Below are 22,595 nucleotides of genomic sequence, written 5' to 3' on the forward strand. Positions count from 1 at the left end.
AAAAACCGCCAATAAGTAGCGCGAAGTGACGGTTATTAGTTAATTTTATTCTTGTGCTCAATTAAGAACACAAGTTTAATTATAAAATAAAAGCAGCTAAAACATTAATAATCAAATCGCTTCGTTTTAAATTATATTTCTATTTAAATAAAAGATATTGCTCAATAGGCTTAAAAAAGTAATTGCTTTTTTATCATAGAAACATTTTTTGTGAAGTTTTATATACCGATTTTTACCAATTGATAAATTATTCCAATCGTTTAGAACATTAGTTCGTATAATTTACATTGATAAGAGAAATAAAAATGAAGAAAAAGAAGAATAAAAAGATAAAAACAGCCTCGGTTGAAATAATCGAAAAGGCAAAAAAGAGATTATCGAAAAAATTAAAATCCAGTAATAACAAAAACAGCAACAAATAAAAAAATTTAATTTGTTTCGCCACTAATCCAAAAAACAAAATATTAAGTAAATTTTTTTAATTTGTATTCTGCTTAGATTCGAAATACAATGTAATTGTTATTACAAAAAGTAAGGAGCTAAAAATGGATAAGCAAAATGTCGTTATTGGAAAATCAGATGTAGTTTCAACCCCACTTGGTCTTGGAACCAATGCGGTTGGTGGAACAAATTTATTTCCAAATTTACAAGATAATACCGGGGTCGAAATTGTCAAAACAGGCCTTGATAATGGAATAAAACTACTTGACACGGCTTTTGCTTATGGCATGGGCCACTCGGAAGAATTAATCGGTCAAGCAATCAAAGATTATAAACGCGATCAAATCGTGATTGCCAGCAAGGCAGCTCAAGACACATCGACTGGCGATGTCACCATTAATAACAGCCCGGACTTTTTAAAAAAGGCTGTTGACGACAGTTTGATGCGCTTAAAAACCGATTATATTGATATTTTTTACATTCATTTTCCAGATGAAAAAACACCAAAAAACGAGGCTGTAGCAACTTTGAACGAGCTTAAAAAAGCAGGAAAAATTCGTGCAATCGGTGTTTCAAACTTCTCGTTAGCTCAAATAAAAGAAGCTAACCAAGATAACTATGTTGATGTCGTTGAAAACGAATACAGCCTGCTGCATCGGGATGCAGAAAAAGATGTATTCCCTTATCTGCATGACCACAAAATTTCCTTTGTTCCCTTCTTCCCATTGGCCTCCGGCCTTTTAACCGGAAAATATTCTAAGACAGTAACCTTCCCTGAAGATGATATCCGTCATGATAACCCCGACTTCAAGGGCGATCGCTTTGCCAAAATAGTGGATAAGGTCTCGTCGATTAAATCAATCGCCGATTCCCACGACGCAACAGTTGCTCAAACGATTCTTGCTTGGTACATTGCTAATCCAGAAATCAGCGTTGTTATTCCTGGTGCGAAAAAAGCTTCTCAAGTAGAAAGCAACGCCAAGGCGCTTGACGTAAGATTAAGCGACAGCGAATACAAACAGATCGATGATACTTTTAAGGAATTTTGAGGATCGCCTGGCCCGGATCAAGTTATCGAAATCATTAAGGCTTTCACTGAAAATAATTAAATAAAACGGTTAAAGAACTGTTGCTGTTTTTTATTTCCATTAAAATTAAGAGTAGTTACAGGCATTCATGAAAAAAATTATCTTTGTCCAAACAATCTCAATTTTGTTGATCTTGATTTTATTAATATTGTCTTTAATAAATATATTTAAGGTCCCTTATTCGAAATTCGTCAGTGTCCTGCTTGTGATTGCCGGCGTAATGATGGGGATCGTAGCGCTCTTAATTGATAAAAGATACAAATAATTAAAAGGAAAATAAATAATTCTGAAAAGCTTCCGACAAAAATCGAAAGCTTTTCTTATTGCCCTAGATTCAGCCAATTTTATCCAAAATTGGAAATAATTTTTTAAAAAATGAATATAGGAAATATTAAGCGGTTACACCTGTTAAAAATAGCTAATTTAGCAAATTCGTTAATGATGATATATTTCTCGATTATAATAATTAAATCATTTATTTAGAAAATGAATCTTATTAATCATTTGAAGATGATATTATGAAAAAAATTAATTTTTGTCTTTTTTTATTGACTGGAACATTTGGAATTTCAACTGGAACGGCCGCAGCAATTTATACAGCGTTAATTAGATGTGGTACCAACTTAAGCGTTGGACGTTTAATTGCTCTAGCAGGAATTACAGGAGGAACTACATTGATTGTTTCAGCAATTGTAGGGCTTGGCGGGGTTTATATCTTGCAGAAATTAAGGGCCGGAAAAAGAGCCTGTACTGCTTGGTAAAATTCAGAAAGGTTTAAATTATGGCAGAATTATTCTGCCTTATTTTGTTCAATGAAAAAAATTATTTATTTTGAGTTATTGGCGTTCATTCGAGAAAAATTCTATGACAAAAAATTGCGAAAATGATTTCCATTGTTCTTTTTACTTATTTGTTACTTGGTTATGCTATTTCTATTTTTGCCAATAGTTTTATCGAAAATCATTACGACTCTATATGTTTGATATTATTGTTTTTTGGTTTAATTGGATTTGGTTCTTCCGATAAGGACTTAACAAAATTTCTTAAAAACATTTCCTGCCGTTTTAAGGGTATTCCAATTAAATACCAACAAATAATATTTATAAAAAGTGTTAAATACGAGGTTTTCACTTTCATATCATTTATAACTTTGCTAACAATTATTAGTTTTCCTTTGTTGCTAACAAAAATAAATATGAGAATAATTTTATCTATAATTGCTGCATGGGTGCTGTTTTTAATTACGAATAAAAGCTCTCAAGTTTTAAGTTTTGTTTTCTACACTAAATGGATAAAACTAATAAAGAATATTGGAGAAATTATTTCCGAAACAATTATAATTTTTTATTTCTTAAATATTTTTAGAGTAAAAATTTCTATCAATATCAATAGAATATTTAATTGGAAATTATTCAAAATAAGTAATCTAGAACTTTTGATTTACAGTGTTGCAGGTATTTTATTGTATTTACTTTTATATAAAACTTTGGTAATAGTATCCATAAGATACAACACTAAAAATGATGAAGTTTTTTTAAAAAAAGGGGTTAACCCTTCAAATATTTTTTATAAAAAATTTTTAAGAGAAATGATTAACTCGGGAGAATTTCATTTCGTATCTAATTTGTTGATTTTTCCTCTTGCCCGGTTAATGATTAAACTTTTGCTTTTATTGTCAATCATATCTATGGAATCGTTAAATTTACAGAGTACTTTCATAATTTTGACGTTATCACAAGCAATTTTATTTGCAAATTTCATTTTTTTAAACTTATCGTCAGATCGAAAAATAATTAAGGGAATTATACAAACTGGCTACGACTTAAGAAAATATTTGCTGAGGAAAGCCTTTGTATCAATTTTGCTCTCGATTGCAAATATTCTCATATCTGTCGTAACAATGCTTTCTCTATCGTTGATTGATTTAAAAATTGCTGCCTACTGTGCCTTTCTTTTATTCATAAACGGAATCTCATTGGCGTTAACAGTACAGATTTTTTCAAATATCAGCATTCGATATAAAGGCCAAGAGAGGTTTGAAAATTCAATGGCTTTTCCTGTAACAATATCCGTATTGTTTATTCAAGTCACGATTGAAGAAATGACCATTCTTATGAACACAATTCTGAAAGTTTCAATAAATACAGTTGTTGTGATTATGTCAATTTATATTATCTTTACACTTTTTATAAATATATTATTGTTTATTTTACTTAGGAGAAATTTTTATGGCGAATATCGATTTTTTATTAGATAAAATTGTTACAAAACCGTTCGTTCTTTCAATAATGTTATCCACTGCAATCGTATCTATTTTCACCTTGGTAGGTTTGAACATCACCGGCATAAAAATTAACTTGAAAATTCAGGTTTTATCGATAAAAGAAATTTTTATGCACAATATGCTTATAATGGTAATTTTAATGATATCAATCTTAACGATAGGTGTGGTTTCAAATATACTTTTAGCATATAATTTCTTGATTTTCGGAATTAAAATTAGAGCATTACTAGAACAATACGGCTTTGGAATGTTGATCCATAAGGTCCTGTTGCATGGAGTATTTGAAATTCCAGAGATTCTTCTTGCCAGCGCATTCGGTTCTTATTTATTGATTCAAAAAATTACAAATAAAAAAATTATTTTTGACAATGAATTGTTAAAACTAGCAATAAAAACATTTTTTGTTTGTTTAATGCTAAGCATTGTGTCTGCCTACATAGAATCAAATTTATCAATAAAATGAAGGGAATTTAAATGATAGTCAACAAAAAAACTTTTTGGATCTTTGCTATCGCGGTTCTGATTCTATATTCAATAGTCTATGTTAACTTTCCAAATCCTTTTGGACAACTAATTCAGGAAATGAGCAGCAAAGAAGAGATAACAAAAACATTTTTCAATAGCGTTTTTGCTACATACAACAACGTCATATTACAGTTTGCTTTTAAAGTTTTGACTCTGATTGTCAATATCTGGATTGTAATTACAACCACGAGGCTAATTGCGAATTTAGAATCCTCAATTAGAAGAGAAACCAAGGTTGATTTTAAAATCATAAACGATTTTGCCTATAATTTAGCTTTTGTCACTTTAATTACATTTGCAGTACTGGCAATAACAACCATTTTTTTAGGCAAGGCACTTCCTATGATAAGCCTTAATAATTACACCCTATTGTTGGCAATCATGCTCTTGGGAAAAATCTTTATTGCTTGTATACCTTTAATTAAAAAATGCAAACTGTATTTAACAGCTTGTTTAGGAATCATAACCTCTGCGTCCTTAATATTTTCAGGAGCACTATTAAAATGATTAAAATTAATAATTTAACAAAAAAATACAAGGACAAGCTTGTCCTCGATAAGGTGAATTTACAGATTCCTTCTAATAAAATTTCTTTTTTCGTCGGGAAAAACGGTTCTGGTAAAACTACGTTGATGGATATATTGGCCGGCTTGAACAAAATAAATCACGGCAGCATTCAGATTGATAACAAAGATGCCAGTATTCCGTACTCCAAGTCTCTTCGCAAAAAAATTTTCTCTTTACCCGTTGAAAATATATCAGTAGAGTATTTAACAGCCAAAGAAAATCTGCTTTATTATAGCGAACTGTTTAAATTAAAACTTTCTGATCGCAAGATAAAAGATATTTTACAATCTTATAATCTGTTTGAAGAGACAGATTTTTCTGTGACTTTTTCGACTGGCATGAAGAAAAGACTCGATCTTGCAATTCTTGATATTATTGCTCCAGAAATAATTTTATTGGATGAACCGAGTTTAGGACTTGATGTTTACCATGTCGATTTTTTGCGTAAACAAATTTTAAATTACAAAAAATTAGGCAAAACAGTTATCGTAACCAGTCACGATATGGCATTATCGGAAAAGATTGCCGACATGATTTATTTATTTTCCGAAAAGAAAATTATTGCTTACAATGCAAAAGATGTTAATAGCGAAGAAATAGTATTGGAATCCTATAAAGATCATGATTAAGTTTTATATGAATCGAAAATTATGAACTATTTAAATAAAGGATTTATAGTGAACTGAATTTGGATATTTTAAATCATTAAACTTCAAATTACTGGCCAAAATCATTTATGTGAAGTCATTTTAAAAGGATCGACCCACTCTCTAAACTCTTTTTCAGTTACATACCCACTAGCTAAAGCGGCATCAATTAATTTGGTGTTTTCACGCAATGCTTTTTGGGCAATTTTGGCACTTTTTTCATAGCCGATATGTGGGCTTAAAGCCGTAACAGTCATCAACGAATTATCGACTAGATCTTTCATTCTTTTTTGATTAACGGTAATTCCTTGAATTAGATTCTTATCAACAGAACCAATTGCTTCAGTCAATAACTTTGCACTTTCAAGAAAGCTCTGAATTATAATTGGCTTATAAACATTCATTTCAAAATTTCCTTGACTGGATGAAAAATCAATTGTTGTATCATTTCCCATTACACGGGCAGCTACCATTGTTAGTGCTTCGATTTGAGTTGGATTTATTTTACCGGGCATGATTGAAGAGCCAGGTTCGTTAGCAGGAATATTGATCTCACCATATCCTGATCTGGGACCACTGGCGAGAAAACGAATATCGTTGCCAATCTTAACTAAGTCAGCTGCAAGAGTCTTAAAAATACCATGAATGAAATTAATAGCGCTATGTGCGGCCAGACCTTGAAACTTATTCGGAGCAACAAGATAACTTATTCCTTTTTGGACCGATAGTTGTTCGACCATTTGTCGATCAAAATCTTTGACGGTATTCAAACCGGTACCGACCGCTGTTCCTCCGATTGGCAATTCAAGTAAAGTCTTTTTATTATTTTGCAAATAATCAAAATTGTGTTTTATCTGGCTGGACCAACCACTAATTTCCTGTCCAAAAGTAATTGGGGTGGCATCTTGAAGATGGGTACGACCAATTTTTACAATATTTTTAAACTCAAGTGCTTTATCGTTCAATGAATTTTCCAAATGTTCCAAAACAGATAACAATTTTTTTACAGCATCATAAGCAGCAATTGCCATCGCGGTGGGAAAAGTATCATTGGAACTCTGCGAGTGATTAACATCATCATTTGCTTGTAACAAAACCTTAGGATTAATTTCAGCCGCCAAGTGAACTATCACTTCGTTCACATTCATATTCGTTTGCGTTCCACTACCTGTTTGATAAACAACTAATGGAAAATCATCTTGATATTTTCCCACCAAAAGTTGATCAATTACTTCAACAATTAAATTAGATTTTTCTTTACTAATTTCACCATTTTTTTCGTTAACCACTGCAGCTGCTTTTTTAATCTGTAATAGAGACTCAATTATTTCAAAAGGCATTCTTTGCCCGATTTTAAAATTTTGTCGACTTCGTTCAGTTTGAGGTCCCCACAGGGCACTTGCAGGAATTTTAACTTCTCCCAAAGTATCTTTTTCGATTCGATATTTCTCGTTATCCATTTTTAAAGATTTCTCCTAACTAAAATTTTGAACTAATCATTTTTTATTATTAAGTAAAAAACAGCTTACTCAATAAACTATATTTTTGGAGTCAAAACAAACAAAACATGCGCGATCAAATTCGATCGGTTTAAGAATCGATGTTTGACATATGGAGGAATTCGCACAACATCGCCTTCTTGCAAAGAATATTCCTTAGCGTTCATTTCGACTTGCGTGGTGCCGGACATAACGACTGCCAATTCCTCTTTATCTTCATGAACATAATAAGACTTGGTAGTCACAGAATGAGGTTTTAGATCCATCATCAAGAGTTTGATATGAGTCCTCATAAAATCAGGCGTCAAAATATCCTGAACGGTATGGGCACTATCCTGCCGATAAATTATCTTGCGATCTTTTTTTCGTGATATCAAACTGTCAGTATCGACATCGTTAATAAAAAGTGTATATAAAGGTACATTTAAGGTATTGGCAATAATCGTTAGAACGGATAATGATGGATTTGCCCGTCCGCGTTCAATTTGTCTAATCAAAGAGGCACTTATTCCCGACTAAACGGCCAATTCTCGAATTGTTAATTTATTTTGTTGACGATAGTTTAATAAGGTTTTTCCAAGATGATTAACCTGCAAAATATTCCCTCCGTACAATATATTTACTATTTAAACGATAATCATTTAAGATAATGGATTTCATTGAAAGAAACTTTCATACTGTCTATTATATTAGACAGGCAACAAAAAAATATATTTAAGAAGGTTTGATTATGGAAAAAGTTAATCTAGAAGATAAATTCAAACAATTCAACGATTATTGGTCACCCAAAATCGTTGGCGATCTAGGAAAATACCAAATCAAATTAGCAAAGTTTCACGATCAATTTGTCTGGTATCATCACAATAACGAAGATGAATTTTTCTTGATTATTAAAGGGTCAGTTACAATCCATCTCAAGGAAAACAATCAGGAAAAACAATATGAACGAAAAGAAGGCGAATTCTTTATTGTTCCTAAAGGCGTTGAACATATGCCGGTCGCAAATGGAGTAGCGGAGGTTTTGTTATTCGAACCGGCAACAACATTAAATACCGGAAACGTCAAAGATGAAAAAACCGTTTCCAATTTAAAACGCATCTGAAATATCAATTATCGGATTTATAATTCAATTTTTATAAATCCAACTAAAGAGGATTAATCTTATGAAAAATGTTCTCATCACAGCGGAGCTTCCTCAAGTTGCAAATAGTATACTTCAACAAGCCGGCCTAAATGTCGAAATTTTTACGGGTGATAAATTAATTACAAAGAAGGAATTACTTGATAAAGTCAAAGATAAAGATTTTTTAATTACCTCTCTATCAACAGATGTTGATGAAGACGTAATAAATGCAGCTCCAAAATTAAAATTAATTGCGAACTTTGGAGCCGGATTCAATAACATCGACATAAATAGTGCTCGAGCAAAAGAAATATCTGTTACAAACACTCCTTTTGTCTCGACTACTTCAGTAGCCGAGGTCACAGCAGGACTAATTATTTCCCTATCGCATCGTTTGGTTGAAGGAGATAATTTAATGCACGATCAAGGATTCAATGGCTGGAGTCCCTTATTCTTTTTAGGCCATGAACTATCTAAAAAAACATTAGGGATCATCGGCATGGGTCAGATTGGCAAGGCTTTGGCCAAACGTATGCAGGACTTTGATATGAAAATTGTTTACACACAAAGGCATCACTTAAAAGAAGATGAGGAAAAAGAACTTCATGCTGTTTTCTTGGAAAAAGACGAATTAATTAAACAAAGCGATGTAATTAGCTTGCATTTGCCACTAACGAAAAATACCCATCACTTGTTGGGTGCTAAAGAATTTGCAACTATGAAAAAAACTTCTTTCCTAATTAACGCTGCTCGTGGACCGTTAATTGACGAAAATGCATTGCTACAGTCCCTAAAAGAAAAGCAGCTTGCTGGAGCTGCTTTAGATGTTTATGAACATGAACCAAAAGTTGATGATCAATTTAAACAGATGAAAAATGTTATTCTGACTCCCCATATCGGCAATGCAACCATCGAAGCCCGTAATGCAATGGCTGAAGTCGTCGCCAAAAATGTGGTATCAGTGTTAAATGGTGAAAAACCGAAATATATCGTTAATTAATACACAGCCATAATTTAAACTCGTTGTTTCAAACAACCAACTAGCCTATCGCATATCTTAATCAAAAACAAAGTTGACAAGCAACAAAACATAACCTTAAATTAGAAGTTAATTAACTTTGGAGGAATGGTTATGGCATCTGCATTAACGAAAGAAAAAATATCATCTTTAAGAGATCAGTTCAAGCAAAATAAAGAAGCATCAATTCTAACGAGAACGGTCACAAAAAATGGTATTCACGCTGCAAGTTACGATAATACGGCTGCCACTCGTTTAAATCGCACTTTTTCGATTGAACTGGATACTGGAAAAGTCACCAATCAAAAACATAGTGGACGTTGTTGGGAATTTTCAATGTTAGATACCTTGCGACACACATTTGCAAAAAAATATCATGTTAAAGATTTCCAGCTCTCACAAAACTATTTATTTTTTTGGGACAAAATCGAGAGAGCAAACATTTTCTATCAAAATATCGAAAGAACCGCTCAAAAACCAATTAATGATCGTGAAGTCGAATTTTTCCTCGATACTCCCGGCCAGGACGGAGGTCAATGGGCAATGGCAGCCGGCTTAATCGAAAAGTATGGCCTAATGCCGGCCAGTACGATGCCGGAAAGCTATAATACAAACAAAACTGACGAATTTGCGGAAGTAATGGATAAAAAACTTCGCAAAGATGCTTTAGCAATACGGAAATTGGTTGCCAATGGAGCAACAAAAGAAAAAATCGAAGCAAGTGAAAATGAGATGTTGGCCGAAGTTTATCGAATCGCGGCTTACTCTTTTGGTGAACCACCAAAAAAATTCGATTTAGAATATCGTGATGATAACAAAAAATATCACCGTGAAGCAAAGTTGACGGCTAAAGAATTTTATAAGAAATATTTTAATAAAAATTTTGACAATTATGTAGTTGTCACCAACTCGCCGGATAAACCGTTAAACAAACTTTATAGTTTGCCATGCGAAAACAATATTATCAAAGGAAGAACAATTGAATTTTTAAATGTCGACATGAAATTGTTAGCCGATCTTTCAATCCAACAATTAAAAGATGGCGAAACGGTTTGGTTTGGTAATGATGTTTTACAGCAGCTCGATCGCCAAGCCGGCTTTCTTGACAGCATTTTGTATCGGACAGAAGAACTCTTTTCGATAAATACCAAAATGACAAAAGCGGAGCGTTTATTAACCGGAGAAGGCCAAGTGTCTCATGCAATGACTTTAACCGGCGTCGATTTAATCGATAAGCAGCCGACAAAATGGAAGGTTGAAAATAGTTGGGGTGACAAAATAGGAAAAGACGGGTATTTTGTTATGAGCCAAGATTGGTTCGAAAATTTTGTCTATGAAGTTGTTGTCCACAAAAAATACTTAAGCAAAGAACTCCAAGAAATATTAAAACAACCAGCAGAGGAATTACCTGTTTGGGATCCGCTTCATTAAAACTCAATAATAAAAAGAAAAAAATTGCCAAAGAAATATTTAACCGGCAATTTTTTTATAGAAGACACTATTTAACAGCACCTTCGATTGCACTTTGCATAATTTGTTTTTGCAACAATACAAACAAAATTATGACCGGGATAATAGCCAAAACCAAACCGGCTAAAGCCAATTGCCATTGACTATTTGTTTCTCCAAAGAAGTAATACATCTTCAGCGGCAAAGTATACATTCCATCTTTGTTAATCACGAGAGATGGCAACAGATAATCGTTCCAAATTTTCATCGCATTCAGGATGATTACCGTCCCGGTCATTGATTTTACATTAGGAAGGATAATCATGAAGAAGGCTTTAATTGTACTTGCCCCATCCAAAATAGCCGCTTCGTCAATACTCCTCGGTACGCCGAGGAAAGCCCCATAAAACAAAACCACCGATAAACTCAAGGCCAATCCTGTATTCATTAATATCAGACTTGTACGATCGAGGAAATCAATCTTACCAAAAATTGAAACCAAAGGAATCATAATCGATTGAAAGGGAATCAGCATTGTTCCAGCACATAAATAATAAATCGATGAATTCAATCGACTGTTCGTCCGAGCTAAAGCATAGGCTGCCATTGAAGAGAAAATTGTAATTAGAAAAACACTGCCAACGGTAATAATCAAAGAATTCCAAAAACTATGTATGAAGTCGAGTTGTTGAAAAGCCTGGTAGTAATTTTTAGTCGTAAAACTATTAAAACCAATCGGGTTCGCAAAAATACCATTTTTTGTTTTGACAGAATTAAGAACGATAATAACAAAGGGATAAATCCATACAACTCCTGCTATAAGAGCGAAAAGAGTAATTAAAAATTTTGTAGGTCTGATTTTCATTATGATTCACGCTTTCTTGAGAAATATAGTTGCGCAAAAGAAACAAGCATCACGAAGATAAACAAAACAATTCCTTCAGCCTGGGCATAACCCTGCTGGTAATTAACAAAGGCCGTATTATAAATATTCATTGAAATAAGTTCGGTGGACCGGTAAGGTCCTCCATTAGTTAAAGCCAGATTTTGTTCATAAATTTTAAAAGAGTTAGCCAGTGTCAGGAATAGGCTAATCGTAAAAGCGGGTGCCAACTGAGGCAATTTAATGTGCCAAAAAATTTGTTGATTATTGGCACCGTCCAGTTCGGCTGATTCGATTGTATTTTTTGGAATATTGTTTAAAAAGGATATATAAATCAACATAATATATCCACTCATCTGCCACCAGAATAAAATTACCAATCCCCAAAGACCAGTTGCCGGGGTGCTGAGCCAACCCTTCAGCCAAGACCAGTCAAGACTTTCGCCAAAAGCTTGAAAGATTTGAATAAAAATAAACTGCCAAATAAAACCCAAAAGAATCCCACCGATCAAATTTGGAACAAAGAAAATCGTTCTCAATAAACGATTAAAATAATTGTCACTTCTTGTTACCAATAAAGCAAAACCAAGTCCAATTACATTAATTCCAACCACCGAAAGTAAAGAAAAGAGAATCGTTAACCAGCAACTTTCCAAAAAATTATCATCAGAAAGTAAAAGTTGATAGTTTTTCAAACCAATCCAAGATGCAGTTAGGCCATTCGAATTGGTAAAGGAGTAGAAAATTCCAATAATAAAAGGAATAACAATAATAACAGCTAATAGAATTAATGTCGGTGCGATAAATAACCAATAATTGTATTTTCTGGTGAACATTTATTTGCCTCCCTGGACTTGCCTTAACTGATAATATTGCCTACTGGTAAGTTTTTGAAACTCCTTCCAAGTTATTCGATTGGCGAAATAGCGCTGCATATTCGGTCCTATGGCTTCCTGGGTAAAACCGTTTGGAAACTCCTTATGGACCGGAACAAAGGCGTTTTTGGAAGTTCCATCAACATAAACAAGTTTCGAGATTGGGTCAGGCAGCTTGCTTAACGGATAATTAATTGTTGCTGGGACCAAGCGCATTTCGTTAACAGTAATATTTTGACTTTCTGGAGAGGTATACAGCCAGGTCACGAATTTTTTTGCTGCCTTCTCTTTAGCCGGATGTTGGTCGGTAATACCGATATACCAGGACGATCCAGTCATAATTTGTTTATTATTGCCGACATAGAAAGGCAACATTCCTAATTTATCCTTTACAAAACTGCTATCTGCTTCGTCTAAAGTTGGGATAATCCAGTTGCCTTGAGGAATCATTGCGACCTTTTCATTAAAGAATAAATCCTGGACCGAAGGGTCGTATTTGACCGAAAGAATCGGCTGAACATTATACTTTTTAATCAAATTAGTATATGCTCGCATTTGCTTACTGTATTTCCAGTTCAAATGTTCACTGTAATAAGCTTTGGTCAGGTTATTTTTAAAATGTTGAGATAAAAACTGAGCTGCATAAGAAGCAATAGTCGTTGTATCACCGCCGTTAAAACCAAAAACAGCTGTCAAACCAAGTTTTTTCTTTTCTGAATTCAGTTTTTCAACAGCCTTTTTAAAAGTCGCATAATTATGAATGCTGTTCGGGTCGATACCGGCTTTTTTAAATATCTGCTTATTATAGGACCAACCATATCCTTCAATATCAACTGGAATACCATACAAAGTCGAACCAATTTCGGCTCCCGTTTTTAATGACGGAACGATCTTTTTTTGAATCGACATCGAATTTAAAGAAATCAAATGTTTGCGATAACGATCAACATCTGGTAATCCGCCCAGCATCACAACATCGGGAGCATCCCCAGAAACAAATTTGGCCTGCAAAGAAGAAGCACCACTGCCATTCCCAACCGTGGTAATTTTTACTTTAACGTTTGGATGCTCCTTTTCATAAAGTTTTGCTAATTTTTGATAACCAGCAGCTACTTCCGGCTTTTGGTTGAAAAAATTAATCGTTGTCACACTTTGCGAACTACTCGAAGATTGCCTCAATTTATAAATAGCAAAAATAATAACACAGGCTAAAGCAGCAAATAAGATAAATAGCTTCCTAACTCGCATTGAGACTCACCTCCTTTAGGTTGACACTATCCAAGAAAGAGATTACATTTATTTTATTCATTATAACTTAGAAACTTGGTAAATAGTTTCAAACTAAAGGAAGAGAGTGAGATTATGCCAAATATAGTTGTTAGTCATCTAACCAAAAAATACCCAAAGGCTGTTAAAGAAACTTTGAGCGATTTAAACTTTACGATTGCTAATGGCGAGTTTTGGGCAATTATCGGCCCTTCAGGATGCGGTAAATCAACTTTTTTAAGAATGCTTGCCGGTTTGGAACCTATTAGTGGCGGAACAATTTCTGTTGATAATAAAGTAATTAACAAATTGCCACCCCAGCAACGCAAGATGGCAATGGTTTTTCAAGACTACGCTCTCTATCCGCACATGAATGTCTACGGAAATATGGCTTTTAACCTCAAGATGAAGAAAAAAACAAAGAAAGAGATTGAAACAAAAATTAAAAAAGCCGCTAACGCCTTGGGACTTAATGACTTATTAAATAGAAAACCGGCTGAGCTTTCCGGTGGGCAAAGGCAACGCGTTGCTTTGGGAAGAGCGATGGTCCGCGATCCCGATTTCTTTTTAATGGACGAACCATTATCCAATCTTGATGCTAAATTACGAGTCGATATGCGGAGCTTGATCATCAAGCTGCATCATCAACTAAAAACAACAACAATTTACGTAACACACGATCAGGCCGAAGCGATGACGATGGCCGATCGAATTTTGCTTTTAAATGACGGCGGCATTCAGCAAGTTGGCACACCTTTTGAGTTGTACAATGCACCGGTTAATTTATTTGTCGCTCAATTTATTGGATCACCCAGCATGAATATATTAAAGGGGAAATTAGATTCCGGAAAGTTTTCTATCAATCAAAGTGATTTGGATTTAAGTCATATTTTACCCGATAAATTAAAAAATTATCAGGGATCAATTTTAATTGGCTTTCGACCAGAAAGTATCAAAAATATCCAAGTAGAGAAAGAAACAAAAAACAAAAAAATATCAAACAACTTAAATCTACAAGGAAAATTGAATTTTATCGAATATCTTGGCGGACACAGCTTGCTGTCGCTTGATATGTTTGGTCAAACAATTATTATTCAAACCGAAAAAAACTTCTCGAGAAATACTGATAAAAATTTTCAGATTTCAATTCCAAACAACAAATTGTTTTACTTTGATCCCAAAAGTGGGAAGAATTTATCACTTATGGAAGAAAAATAATAATCTAGATCAACAAAATCACTTATGATCAGTATCGAAAATGATTGTCACCGGCCCATCGTTTTCTAGTTTAACTTCCATATGTGCTCCAAATTCACCGGTGGCAACTTTTAAATTATGGTTCATTAAAGCTTGATTAAATGCCTGATAAACTGTTTTTGCATGTTCGGGATCCCCAGCATTGATAAAGCTTGGCCGGTTACCTTTCTTTGTATCGGCATACAAGGTAAATTGCGAAATTGATAAAATAGAACCTTTTACATCAGTAATTGAGAGATTCATCTTATCGTTTTGATCGGCAAAAACACGTAAATGAGAAATTTTCCGAGCCAAATAATCAACCTCTTCTTTCCCGTCGGTGTTCTCTATTCCTACCAAAAGGACGAATCCAACTCCAATTTCCCCAAGTATTTTTTCGCCTACCGATACCTGGGCTGAACTGACTTTTTGTAAAACTATACGCATAATTAAAACTTCTTTCAATCAAATTAAAAAAATAAAATGTTTATGATCTTTTTAATTAATGCCGTTATTATACAATGACAGATGAATGTTCAAGAAAATAAAAAAAATTAAAGAGTCCTACCGTAATCTATCGTCCTGGATACTTAATCAAGGTCTTCGTTTACCCCAGTCAAACGAAGGTATCGAAGATCGAAAGATATTCGAGTCTCTCAATGACCAGACAGATGTGAATCAGCGCTTTTCCAGATTACTTAATATTTTTAAAAACGTGATTCAAAGACGCTTATACATGCCAATTCTCATTTTCGTGATCTTTTTGTTTTTCCTGCCAACTCTCTTCCCGTCATTACAGCTAATTGCCAACTTGCTGCTGTGGATCTCTATCAGTCTTATAGTGATTGCATTTTTCTTCCTTTATCTTTATCTAGCAGATGTTTGGTCATTCAGCCATCCGGACAAGGTATATGATTTTAAAACGCGTTTTAGATTAAAGGATGAAAGTTACGAACGTTCATTAGCTGTTGTTACTAGTGGAAAATGGTACGAGAAAATTATTTATTCAAGTTTTCTTCGCGGTTTTATTCAATGGATAAGTTCCGGATCCTTTCAATGGATCGCTCTAATCATAATTATGCTGCCAAACAACTTTCAAAACTCTTTTACGCAAACCATTAGTAACTTATTTTTCTTTGCAATAATTATCAATATCTTTTCTAATCCACGAATCATTCAGTATAGACGTAATCATAATTTACCGGCTTATTCCTATCTGCCACTCAGCAAATATTTCAGCTGGGTTAGTTTATCGGTAGACTTTTTATTTGTTTTGTGGGCTGCTGCTCAAATTGCCGATATATTGCATGAATTTTTTGGTTGATGCTAAAAAATAATCTCAAAAAATTGCTGTTTCCAATTATTTCTCTTTTTGTGGTCCTCTTATTAATCGCGAGCAGTTTTACCTCTATTGTTGATTTATATCGACCGCCAATTAAGGATTCGGTCATGAAATCGCAAATTCCGAAAAATAAGAAGGTGACCGTCAATCTATCCCAAACGGAATTTAAAGAACAAGCTGAAGAAGCGATTAATTCCTGGAACAGCGATCTTCACAGAAAGCTTTTTATAATCACTCAAAATCAACATCCGACAATCATAATTGCCGATCTATCGAACGAACAAATAAATAAACTTTCAAAAGATGCAGATTATGGAGAACATATTTTAGGCGTCACAACCGGTGGAGCAATCTATATGAATGCTGGTTTTTTAAGTAAAAGTAACAATCAAGGTTTGATCGTTCCGGTTTTTGAACACGAATTAGGTCACGTAATCGGACTAAAGCACATCAACGGTGATGCTCTGATGAACTCTTCAATTCAGACAACATCCTTTATTACAAGATACGATATCAAAGTTGCAAAATACATTTTGAAAAAGATTCATTAAAGAATCCCTTGTTTTATTGAAATTCAATATCCTGATTCTTTTCAGGCAATTTAGCAGTTAATCCTTCGGCCTTCAATAAAGCCACTTCATCTTCAAAATTAGGCGAATCAAAAGGAATTGTGAGCTTCGCATTAATCTGTTTGACGATTTTAATAAGCTTCGTTCTACCTGTCTGCCCAAAAATTCCAAGATCAAGAAACTCGGCTGATAAATCATTCAATTTATTTCGTCGGATTTTATAGCTTGAATCATGATCATCGAGCGGCTGTCCATCAATTTGCAAATAAATCGGTTTATAAAAATCTTTTAAGTTATCAAGATTGTCGTAACTGTTCTGTAGCACATAGTCTTCCGGATAAGCAATAATTTCCGGCAAATCAATATCCCTTCCCAAAGTCAGCGGTTTGCTGTCGGAAAAGAATTTTTTTAAAGCATTTGAATAATTTTTTTCCCAAACAATCGGTCGACCAAAATTTCTGGCGGCTTTTTCCAAAGCCGACAAAACTAAAATATGCTGAAGATCAGGATTAATTGCGACCAAATGATTCGATCCAAGTTTATCAGCAAAATTATCAATCAAATCTTTTTCCTTTTGTGACAACTTTTTTTCTTTAGGGTTGTCAAAAGAAAAATCCGCTCCTTCGAGCAACAAAAGATCAGCTCGGCGATTTGCTAGTTTTTGTATCCAATGATCAATTTTTTCCGGGGAAGATTCGCTATAACCTAAAGCACCGAAATAAACAAAAACATGTCCATTGCTGTCGGAAATTTTAATTACACTGGAATTAATTATCTTTTGATCAGAATGAAAAAAATTAACTGTAAAAGAACCAATTTTGATTTCTTTTTCATAATCAACTCTTCTTAAATTAGAAATATTGGTTCTCTCTCCAGTTTCATTCGAAGAACTATATAAATCTCCCGATTGAAATGATACATAGATCGGCATGTCCACTTCCGCCTTAAAAGATTCCAAAGCCTCAGCACAATCGGTCGGCAGATTGGAAATAAAAATCGCCTGTTTCTTGTAGATTGTTTCTGGATTTTCTTTAACTAGTTCAGAAATTTTTGAAAGAAGCTTTTCACCCATTGATTTATCGCTCGTCTTATTTTTGTTAGAATCTAATGAAAAACCAAGAAATATCAAAACTCTCGTTTCATTATCTGAAAAACTGACAATCTTGTTCCCAAGTGTTTTCAAATCACTCAAAAATTTTACTGAAGTAGTCATGTTTTAATTTTAAAACAATAATAAAGACTCTACAGAATACTGAACAATTATAGTTAATGTAATGCTTTTCTCGAAAATCTATTCAATAATCGACAGTAAAAAACACCGAAAAATCGGTGTTTTTATGCTTCGCAAAAAATAAGGCTATGCTTGCCGAGGATCTAAGTTACCGTAAAATTGAATACTTCTGTCAAACATTAATTTAACAGTACTATTAGCTCCTTGACGGTTTTTGGCAATAATTAATTCAACCGGTCCCCGATCCGGAATTGCCGATTCATCAAAATCATCGTCGTCTTCGGAATGTCCGTCCTGATCATAATAATCATCACGATACAGGAACATAACAATATCGGCATCCTGCTCAATCGCTCCAGAATCACGTAAATCAGACAGCATAGGCCGTTTGGTAGTTCTGCCTTCAACTCCACGAGATAATTGCGACAGGGCGATAATTGGGACGTTTAGTTCACCAGCCAACTTTTTCAAGGAACGAGAAATCGCAGCAACAGCCTGCTGCCGTGATTCCGTTACATCTGATTCGATCAATTGAAGATAATCAATGATAACCAAACCAATTCCGCCATCAGGATCTTCACGCTGTAACTGCGACTGCAGGTTACGAAGTTTGGCCCGAATCTCGTTGATTCTAATTCCAGGTGTTGTATCAAGGTGAATATTCAATCTACTCAGTCTCTCATTTGCCAACATAATTCGCGTCCAATCGGCATTTGGATCAACTTGTCCATTGGAGGATTGAGTCAGGTTTCGACCTGTCATCAACTTGTCCATTGGAACTCTTGCATTAGCTGCCAGGATACGTGTCGACAGAGATTGATCATCCATTTCCATGTTAAAAATAACAACGGTTTTTTTACCGATTTCTTTTGATTTCGCTGCATTAATTGCTAAATTCAGAGCAAAAGCAGTTTTACCAACAGCAGGACGAGCGGCCAAAATAACCAGGTTATTTTGTTGCCATCCCTTGGTTAATTTATCCAAATATGGATAATCACTCGGCAAAGCTCCCTCACGTAAAATTGAATTACTTCTGGCCGCAGTATTTAAATTATCAATTGTGTTGCTCAGAGATTTTTTTAATTCAATAAAATCGGTGTTTTCCGATTGATCTTCAATTGAATCAAGTTTGCTACGAATATCGGCAATTAAATCCTGCGATTGCGAGGCGGGATCATGAGCCAAACCATTTCCCTGATTGAACAAGTCGATCAAGCGGCGCTGGGTTGCTTTTTCATGAACAGCCTTTGCATAATTCTCCACATTAGCAATCGTTCCATCCGATGACAGAACTTCCGAAATATATCCTTCACCACCAACCGAATCAAGGCTTTTATCGGCTTTCATTTGGTCAGAGACAGTTAAAGGTTCAACGATTTTGTCATCGTTTAAAAGTTCATTGATTGCCTGAAAGAATTTTTTATTTTTGACATCATAAAAATCATCTGCCGTAATAATTCCAAGCATTCGATCGAGAACGNCCTGCTGTTCGCTTAAACCGCTCGTATAAAAAAAAGCAGAAAGTAATGCTTTTTCTGTTTGAACTTCTTGAGGAATATGATTGTTAATAATTGAATCTTCCATTTTGCTCAATTTAATTCGGAAACATTTACCTTAATCATGGCTGAAACCTGTGTATGTAATTTCGCAGGAACTTCATGGAGCCCAATCGTTTTAATTGGCTGTGGCAACTGAAGTTTGCGCTTATCAACTGTTAGATTAAATTGTTTTGCCAACTGATCGGCGATTTCTTTGGCTGTAACCGAGCCGTTTAAACGTCCATCCGGTCCAACGTGCTCAGAAAACTGGACAATTGTTTTCGTAGAAGCAAGTTTATTTTTCAGTTGTTTAGCCTCTTCTAGAATTTCAGCAGCTTTTTTTGCTTCAAGATTTTGCTGCCCATTTAGTTTTGAAATATTTTCAGGAGATGCGTAAACTGCCTTTTTGTTTTTAATCAGGAAATTATTTGCATAACCATCGGGAACTTCTTTAATTTGGCCACGCTTGCCTTGATTTTTTACGTCTTGTAGAAAAATGACTTTCATACAATGAATACTCCTATTCTTTTTCTTTGTTGTCTGTTATTTGCAAAACAGCTTGTTGAAGAACTTTTTTAACTTCTTGAATATCATCGGATTCCATTTGGACGGCTGCGTTCGACAATGATCCGCCGCCACCGATTTTTTCCATAATCAATTGTACATTTATCGATCCATCCGACCGAGCTGATATACCAACTTTTTCATCAGGATGCCTGCTAACAACAAAACTTGCCGAAACACCCTGAATTTTCAATAATTCATCAGCTACCTGAGCAGCCAAAACAGGATTATAAAAAACATCATTTTCACCAACGACCGTTGCGATGTTACTGTCCAACTGCATTAATTCAAATAGATGGGATTTAACCAATAAATCGTCCTTGGATTCCTTGCCAAAACTACTGAGCAATTGCGCATCGGCTCCAGCTGCCCGCAAAAAACTAGCCGCATCAAAGGTTCTGGACCCGCTGTGAGAAGTAAACCCTTTTGTATCCAATTGAATTCCACCCAGCAAGGCTGTTGCTTCAACTTTGGTTAATGGCGATTTACGACGATCTTCATAACCAAGTAATTCGGTTACAAGTTCACAAGTAGAAGAAGCGTACTGTTCGACATAAAAAAGAATCGGCTTTTCAGAAAAACTCTCGTCAGCAATTCGATGGTGATCAATTACAATCAATGACGATTTCAGTTTTTCGAGCAACTGACCGGCGGCCGAAATGCTTGGACGGGAATGGTCTACCAAAACCAAGAGACTTTGGTCGGTTGCCAGAGACAAAGCTTTTTTTTCAGTGATAAAAGGCTGTTCGATTAACTTCGGTGTTTTCCCATCAGTGGCCTGATTCTTTAGTTTTTCGTTGGCTGCATCAACTTCGTCATTTATTTTTCCGATAACCAACTTTACATCCCGTTGCAGATTTTGATCATCGATAATAATATAAGCCGTCAAATCATGGAGTCGACTCATACGCCAAATGCCCAAAGCAGCTCCAAGCGAATCCATGTCGGCATTTTTATGACCGGAAATAAAGACTGAATCGGCATTATTAAACAAATCAGATAAAGCCTGGTCGATCATCCGGGCACGGACACGGGTTCTTTTAGCCATTGGATTAGATGTACCTCCGAAGTAGATCGCCGGATTATCATTATCGCGAATGACAACTTGATCGCCGCCGCGTCCAAGAGCCAGATCAAGATTTCGATGAGCAAGTTCGGCTAAATCATTTAAGTCGGAAACACCAAAGGCAATTCCAACCGATAGGGACAGGGGCATATTTTGTTTCAAAGATTCTTCACGGACAGTATCCAAAATTGAAAAACGATCATCTTCCAATGATTTTAATTCAGGCAGACGGCCAAAGAAAAGATAGCGATCAGCCGACATTCGCCGCAAAAATAAATGATACTTTTTTGCCCAGTTGTCCAAGCGTCCAGAAATGAATGCAATTAAACGACTCGATTCGGAATCGGTAGCATCCTGAATAATTTCTTCATAATTATCAACGCTGATTAAGCCATAAAAGAGACGACCTTTTTCATAAAGTAATTCGTATCTGGAAACATCGGTCAGATCCAATAAATAAATCACTTGACCATTTTGTTGAATTTGAAGAGAAAACTTACCGTCGCGCCAATCGATTTCCGTTTCTCCGCTGTCTTTATTTGATTGAACCAGCTCGTATAAATCAGCATCAACATCTTTTAATTTTTTGCCAAGAACTGTTCGATCGCCAATTATATTCAACAAATTCTCGTTAACCCATTCGATCTCTCCATGAGAACTCAAAAGCATCACGCCAATCGGCATCTGATCAAGCGCACTGGCTTGAGAGATTGAAACCCGACCATTCAACTTGGTCATATAGGTTTGAAAGTCGACACCCAAGGAATTAATCAAACTGTAAATTAAAATCGATGCTAGAGCGACAACAATAACCCACGCAACTGCAACGATTGGACCAAAATGCAAAGAAAAAACAAAACCGAAAATTGCTAGTATGCTAAAAACCGCGATCAAGTAAATGACGCGATAATTTTTAATAAACGATGGTAAAGTATGATATTCCTTCATCTAAGGATTTAATTTTATCACGATCAGCTCTTCTTATACCTTTTTTAAGAAAAACAAAAAGTACTTCAATTAAGAAGTACTAAAAAAGATGTAGCGTAAAAATCAGTTGTTTGCAACGAACGGAAGCAAAGCCATAATACGCGCACGCTTGATTGCCGTAGCAATTTTACGTTGATTTTTAGAGCTTGTGCCAGTAATCCGACGCGGTAAAATTTTGCCATTGTCGGCGATGAAACGTTGAAGCAATTCAGTGTCCTTATAGTCGACATAATCGATATGATTAACAGCTAAGTAATCAACACGACGACGTCCACCTTGACGACGTCCACGTCTTTCACCGTCGCCACGAGGTTTGCGGCTTGGACGATTAGTACGTTCGCCATTAAAGGTCTGACTTCTTTGATTTGAATGTTCTTCGGCCATATTTGATATCCTT

At 34.9% G+C, this 22,595-nt stretch carries 23 protein-coding genes; 12 read left to right on the plus strand and 11 right to left on the minus strand.

All coding sequences use genetic code 11. The features are described from left to right. Nucleotides 1-545 precede the first annotated feature (545 nt). The 6 genes from A3G9_RS0105630 to A3G9_RS0105660 all read left to right on the plus strand — a co-directional run bounded on the left by A3G9_RS0105630 (nucleotide 546) and on the right by A3G9_RS0105660 (nucleotide 5,534). Nucleotides 546-1,490 (plus strand): aldo/keto reductase, encoded by a 945-nt coding sequence (locus tag A3G9_RS0105630; RefSeq protein WP_002817960.1) that lies wholly within the window; start codon nucleotides 546-548, stop codon nucleotides 1,488-1,490. Nucleotides 1,491-2,047: 557 nt separating this feature from the next. Continuing rightward, the gene (locus A3G9_RS0105640; protein WP_002817958.1) at nucleotides 2,048-2,290 is read left to right on the plus strand and encodes a hypothetical protein; all 243 of its coding nucleotides are present in this window, start codon (nucleotides 2,048-2,050) and stop codon (nucleotides 2,288-2,290) included. 122 nt (nucleotides 2,291-2,412) lie between these two features. Then, nucleotides 2,413-3,786: a hypothetical protein gene (locus A3G9_RS0105645; protein ID WP_002821504.1), complete on the plus strand. Its 1,374-nt coding sequence runs from the start codon at nucleotides 2,413-2,415 to the stop codon at nucleotides 3,784-3,786. Beyond that, the gene (locus tag A3G9_RS0105650) at nucleotides 3,758-4,276 is read left to right on the plus strand and encodes a stage II sporulation protein M (protein WP_002817956.1); all 519 of its coding nucleotides are present in this window, start codon (nucleotides 3,758-3,760) and stop codon (nucleotides 4,274-4,276) included. Before A3G9_RS0105645 ends, A3G9_RS0105650 begins: the two co-directional genes overlap by 29 nt. Before the next feature lie 11 nt (nucleotides 4,277-4,287). Further along, nucleotides 4,288-4,845, plus strand: coding sequence for a hypothetical protein (locus A3G9_RS0105655; RefSeq protein WP_002817955.1), 558 nt, complete (start codon nucleotides 4,288-4,290; stop codon nucleotides 4,843-4,845). Next, a complete protein-coding gene (locus A3G9_RS0105660) occupies nucleotides 4,842-5,534 on the plus strand; it encodes an ABC transporter ATP-binding protein (RefSeq protein WP_002817954.1) in 693 nt (230 codons plus the stop codon). The genes A3G9_RS0105655 and A3G9_RS0105660 overlap by 4 nt, the downstream gene beginning before the upstream one ends. Before the next feature lie 101 nt (nucleotides 5,535-5,635). Here the strand turns inward: A3G9_RS0105660 and A3G9_RS0105665 are convergent, their stop codons facing one another. Beyond that, a complete protein-coding gene (locus tag A3G9_RS0105665) occupies nucleotides 5,636-7,012 on the minus strand; it encodes a class II fumarate hydratase (protein ID WP_002817953.1) in 1,377 nt (458 codons plus the stop codon). 77 nt (nucleotides 7,013-7,089) lie between these two features. Then, nucleotides 7,090-7,560, minus strand: coding sequence for a cupin domain-containing protein (locus A3G9_RS01000000109510; RefSeq protein WP_256210791.1), 471 nt, complete (start codon nucleotides 7,558-7,560; stop codon nucleotides 7,090-7,092). A gap of 221 nt (nucleotides 7,561-7,781) precedes the next feature. Here A3G9_RS01000000109510 and A3G9_RS0105675 point away from each other — a divergent pair, with 221 nt between their 5' ends. From A3G9_RS0105675 to A3G9_RS0105685, 3 genes are all read left to right on the plus strand, one after another. Then, nucleotides 7,782-8,153, plus strand: coding sequence for a cupin domain-containing protein (locus tag A3G9_RS0105675; RefSeq protein WP_002821502.1), 372 nt, complete (start codon nucleotides 7,782-7,784; stop codon nucleotides 8,151-8,153). 61 nt (nucleotides 8,154-8,214) lie between these two features. After that, the gene (locus A3G9_RS0105680) at nucleotides 8,215-9,174 is read left to right on the plus strand and encodes a 2-hydroxyacid dehydrogenase family protein (protein ID WP_002817950.1); all 960 of its coding nucleotides are present in this window, start codon (nucleotides 8,215-8,217) and stop codon (nucleotides 9,172-9,174) included. A gap of 132 nt (nucleotides 9,175-9,306) precedes the next feature. Continuing rightward, nucleotides 9,307-10,623 carry a C1 family peptidase gene (locus A3G9_RS0105685; protein WP_002821499.1) on the plus strand — a complete coding sequence of 439 codons (1,317 nt, stop codon included), beginning with the start codon at nucleotides 9,307-9,309 and terminating at the stop codon, nucleotides 10,621-10,623. A gap of 67 nt (nucleotides 10,624-10,690) precedes the next feature. On the opposite strand, the gene A3G9_RS0105690 is transcribed toward A3G9_RS0105685, so the two are convergent. The 3 genes from A3G9_RS0105690 to A3G9_RS0105700 are packed head-to-tail and all read right to left on the minus strand — an operon-like array spanning nucleotide 10,691 to nucleotide 13,647. After that, nucleotides 10,691-11,506: a carbohydrate ABC transporter permease gene (locus tag A3G9_RS0105690; protein WP_002817498.1), complete on the minus strand. Its 816-nt coding sequence runs from the start codon at nucleotides 11,504-11,506 to the stop codon at nucleotides 10,691-10,693. Further along, a complete protein-coding gene (locus A3G9_RS0105695) occupies nucleotides 11,506-12,360 on the minus strand; it encodes a carbohydrate ABC transporter permease (protein ID WP_002817497.1) in 855 nt (284 codons plus the stop codon). The genes A3G9_RS0105690 and A3G9_RS0105695 overlap by 1 nt, the downstream gene beginning before the upstream one ends. Continuing rightward, on the minus strand, nucleotides 12,361-13,647 hold the full coding sequence (locus A3G9_RS0105700; RefSeq protein WP_002817948.1) for an ABC transporter substrate-binding protein: 1,287 nt from the start codon (nucleotides 13,645-13,647) through the stop codon (nucleotides 12,361-12,363). Nucleotides 13,648-13,761: 114 nt separating this feature from the next. Here A3G9_RS0105700 and A3G9_RS0105705 point away from each other — a divergent pair, with 114 nt between their 5' ends. Further along, complete coding sequence (locus A3G9_RS0105705) at nucleotides 13,762-14,883, plus strand: ABC transporter ATP-binding protein (protein ID WP_002817947.1); 1,122 nt, start codon at nucleotides 13,762-13,764, stop codon at nucleotides 14,881-14,883. Nucleotides 14,884-14,901: 18 nt separating this feature from the next. Here the strand turns inward: A3G9_RS0105705 and dtd are convergent, their stop codons facing one another. Next, on the minus strand, nucleotides 14,902-15,348 hold the full coding sequence (gene dtd / locus A3G9_RS0105710) for a D-aminoacyl-tRNA deacylase (RefSeq protein ID WP_002817946.1): 447 nt from the start codon (nucleotides 15,346-15,348) through the stop codon (nucleotides 14,902-14,904). Between the two features lie 85 nt (nucleotides 15,349-15,433). Between dtd and A3G9_RS0105715 the strand changes: the two genes are divergently transcribed. Together A3G9_RS0105715 and A3G9_RS0105720 are read left to right on the plus strand one after the other, a co-directional pair. Further along, nucleotides 15,434-16,225 carry a membrane protein gene (locus A3G9_RS0105715; protein ID WP_002817945.1) on the plus strand — a complete coding sequence of 264 codons (792 nt, stop codon included), beginning with the start codon at nucleotides 15,434-15,436 and terminating at the stop codon, nucleotides 16,223-16,225. Continuing rightward, nucleotides 16,225-16,794 carry a zinc metalloprotease gene (locus A3G9_RS0105720; protein WP_002817944.1) on the plus strand — a complete coding sequence of 190 codons (570 nt, stop codon included), beginning with the start codon at nucleotides 16,225-16,227 and terminating at the stop codon, nucleotides 16,792-16,794. The genes A3G9_RS0105715 and A3G9_RS0105720 overlap by 1 nt, the downstream gene beginning before the upstream one ends. Before the next feature lie 13 nt (nucleotides 16,795-16,807). Here A3G9_RS0105720 and A3G9_RS0105725 read toward each other — a convergent pair whose 3' ends face one another. From A3G9_RS0105725 to rpsR, 5 genes are all read right to left on the minus strand, one after another. Beyond that, nucleotides 16,808-18,025: an MBL fold metallo-hydrolase gene (locus A3G9_RS0105725; RefSeq protein ID WP_002817491.1), complete on the minus strand. Its 1,218-nt coding sequence runs from the start codon at nucleotides 18,023-18,025 to the stop codon at nucleotides 16,808-16,810. Between the two features lie 144 nt (nucleotides 18,026-18,169). Further along, complete coding sequence (gene dnaB / locus A3G9_RS0105730; protein WP_018025260.1) at nucleotides 18,170-19,627, minus strand: replicative DNA helicase; 1,458 nt, start codon at nucleotides 19,625-19,627, stop codon at nucleotides 18,170-18,172. Nucleotides 19,628-19,632: 5 nt separating this feature from the next. Then, nucleotides 19,633-20,088 (minus strand): 50S ribosomal protein L9, encoded by a 456-nt coding sequence (rplI, locus tag A3G9_RS0105735; RefSeq protein ID WP_002817489.1) that lies wholly within the window; start codon nucleotides 20,086-20,088, stop codon nucleotides 19,633-19,635. Between the two features lie 13 nt (nucleotides 20,089-20,101). Next, complete coding sequence (locus A3G9_RS0105740) at nucleotides 20,102-22,159, minus strand: DHH family phosphoesterase (RefSeq protein WP_002821498.1); 2,058 nt, start codon at nucleotides 22,157-22,159, stop codon at nucleotides 20,102-20,104. A gap of 102 nt (nucleotides 22,160-22,261) precedes the next feature. Continuing rightward, on the minus strand, nucleotides 22,262-22,582 hold the full coding sequence (gene rpsR / locus A3G9_RS0105745; protein WP_002817941.1) for a 30S ribosomal protein S18: 321 nt from the start codon (nucleotides 22,580-22,582) through the stop codon (nucleotides 22,262-22,264). Nucleotides 22,583-22,595: the final 13 nt, after the last annotated feature.

It is taken from the genome of Oenococcus oeni DSM 20252 = AWRIB129 (assembly GCF_000372485.1).
Lineage (GTDB): Bacteria > Bacillota > Bacilli > Lactobacillales > Lactobacillaceae > Oenococcus > Oenococcus oeni.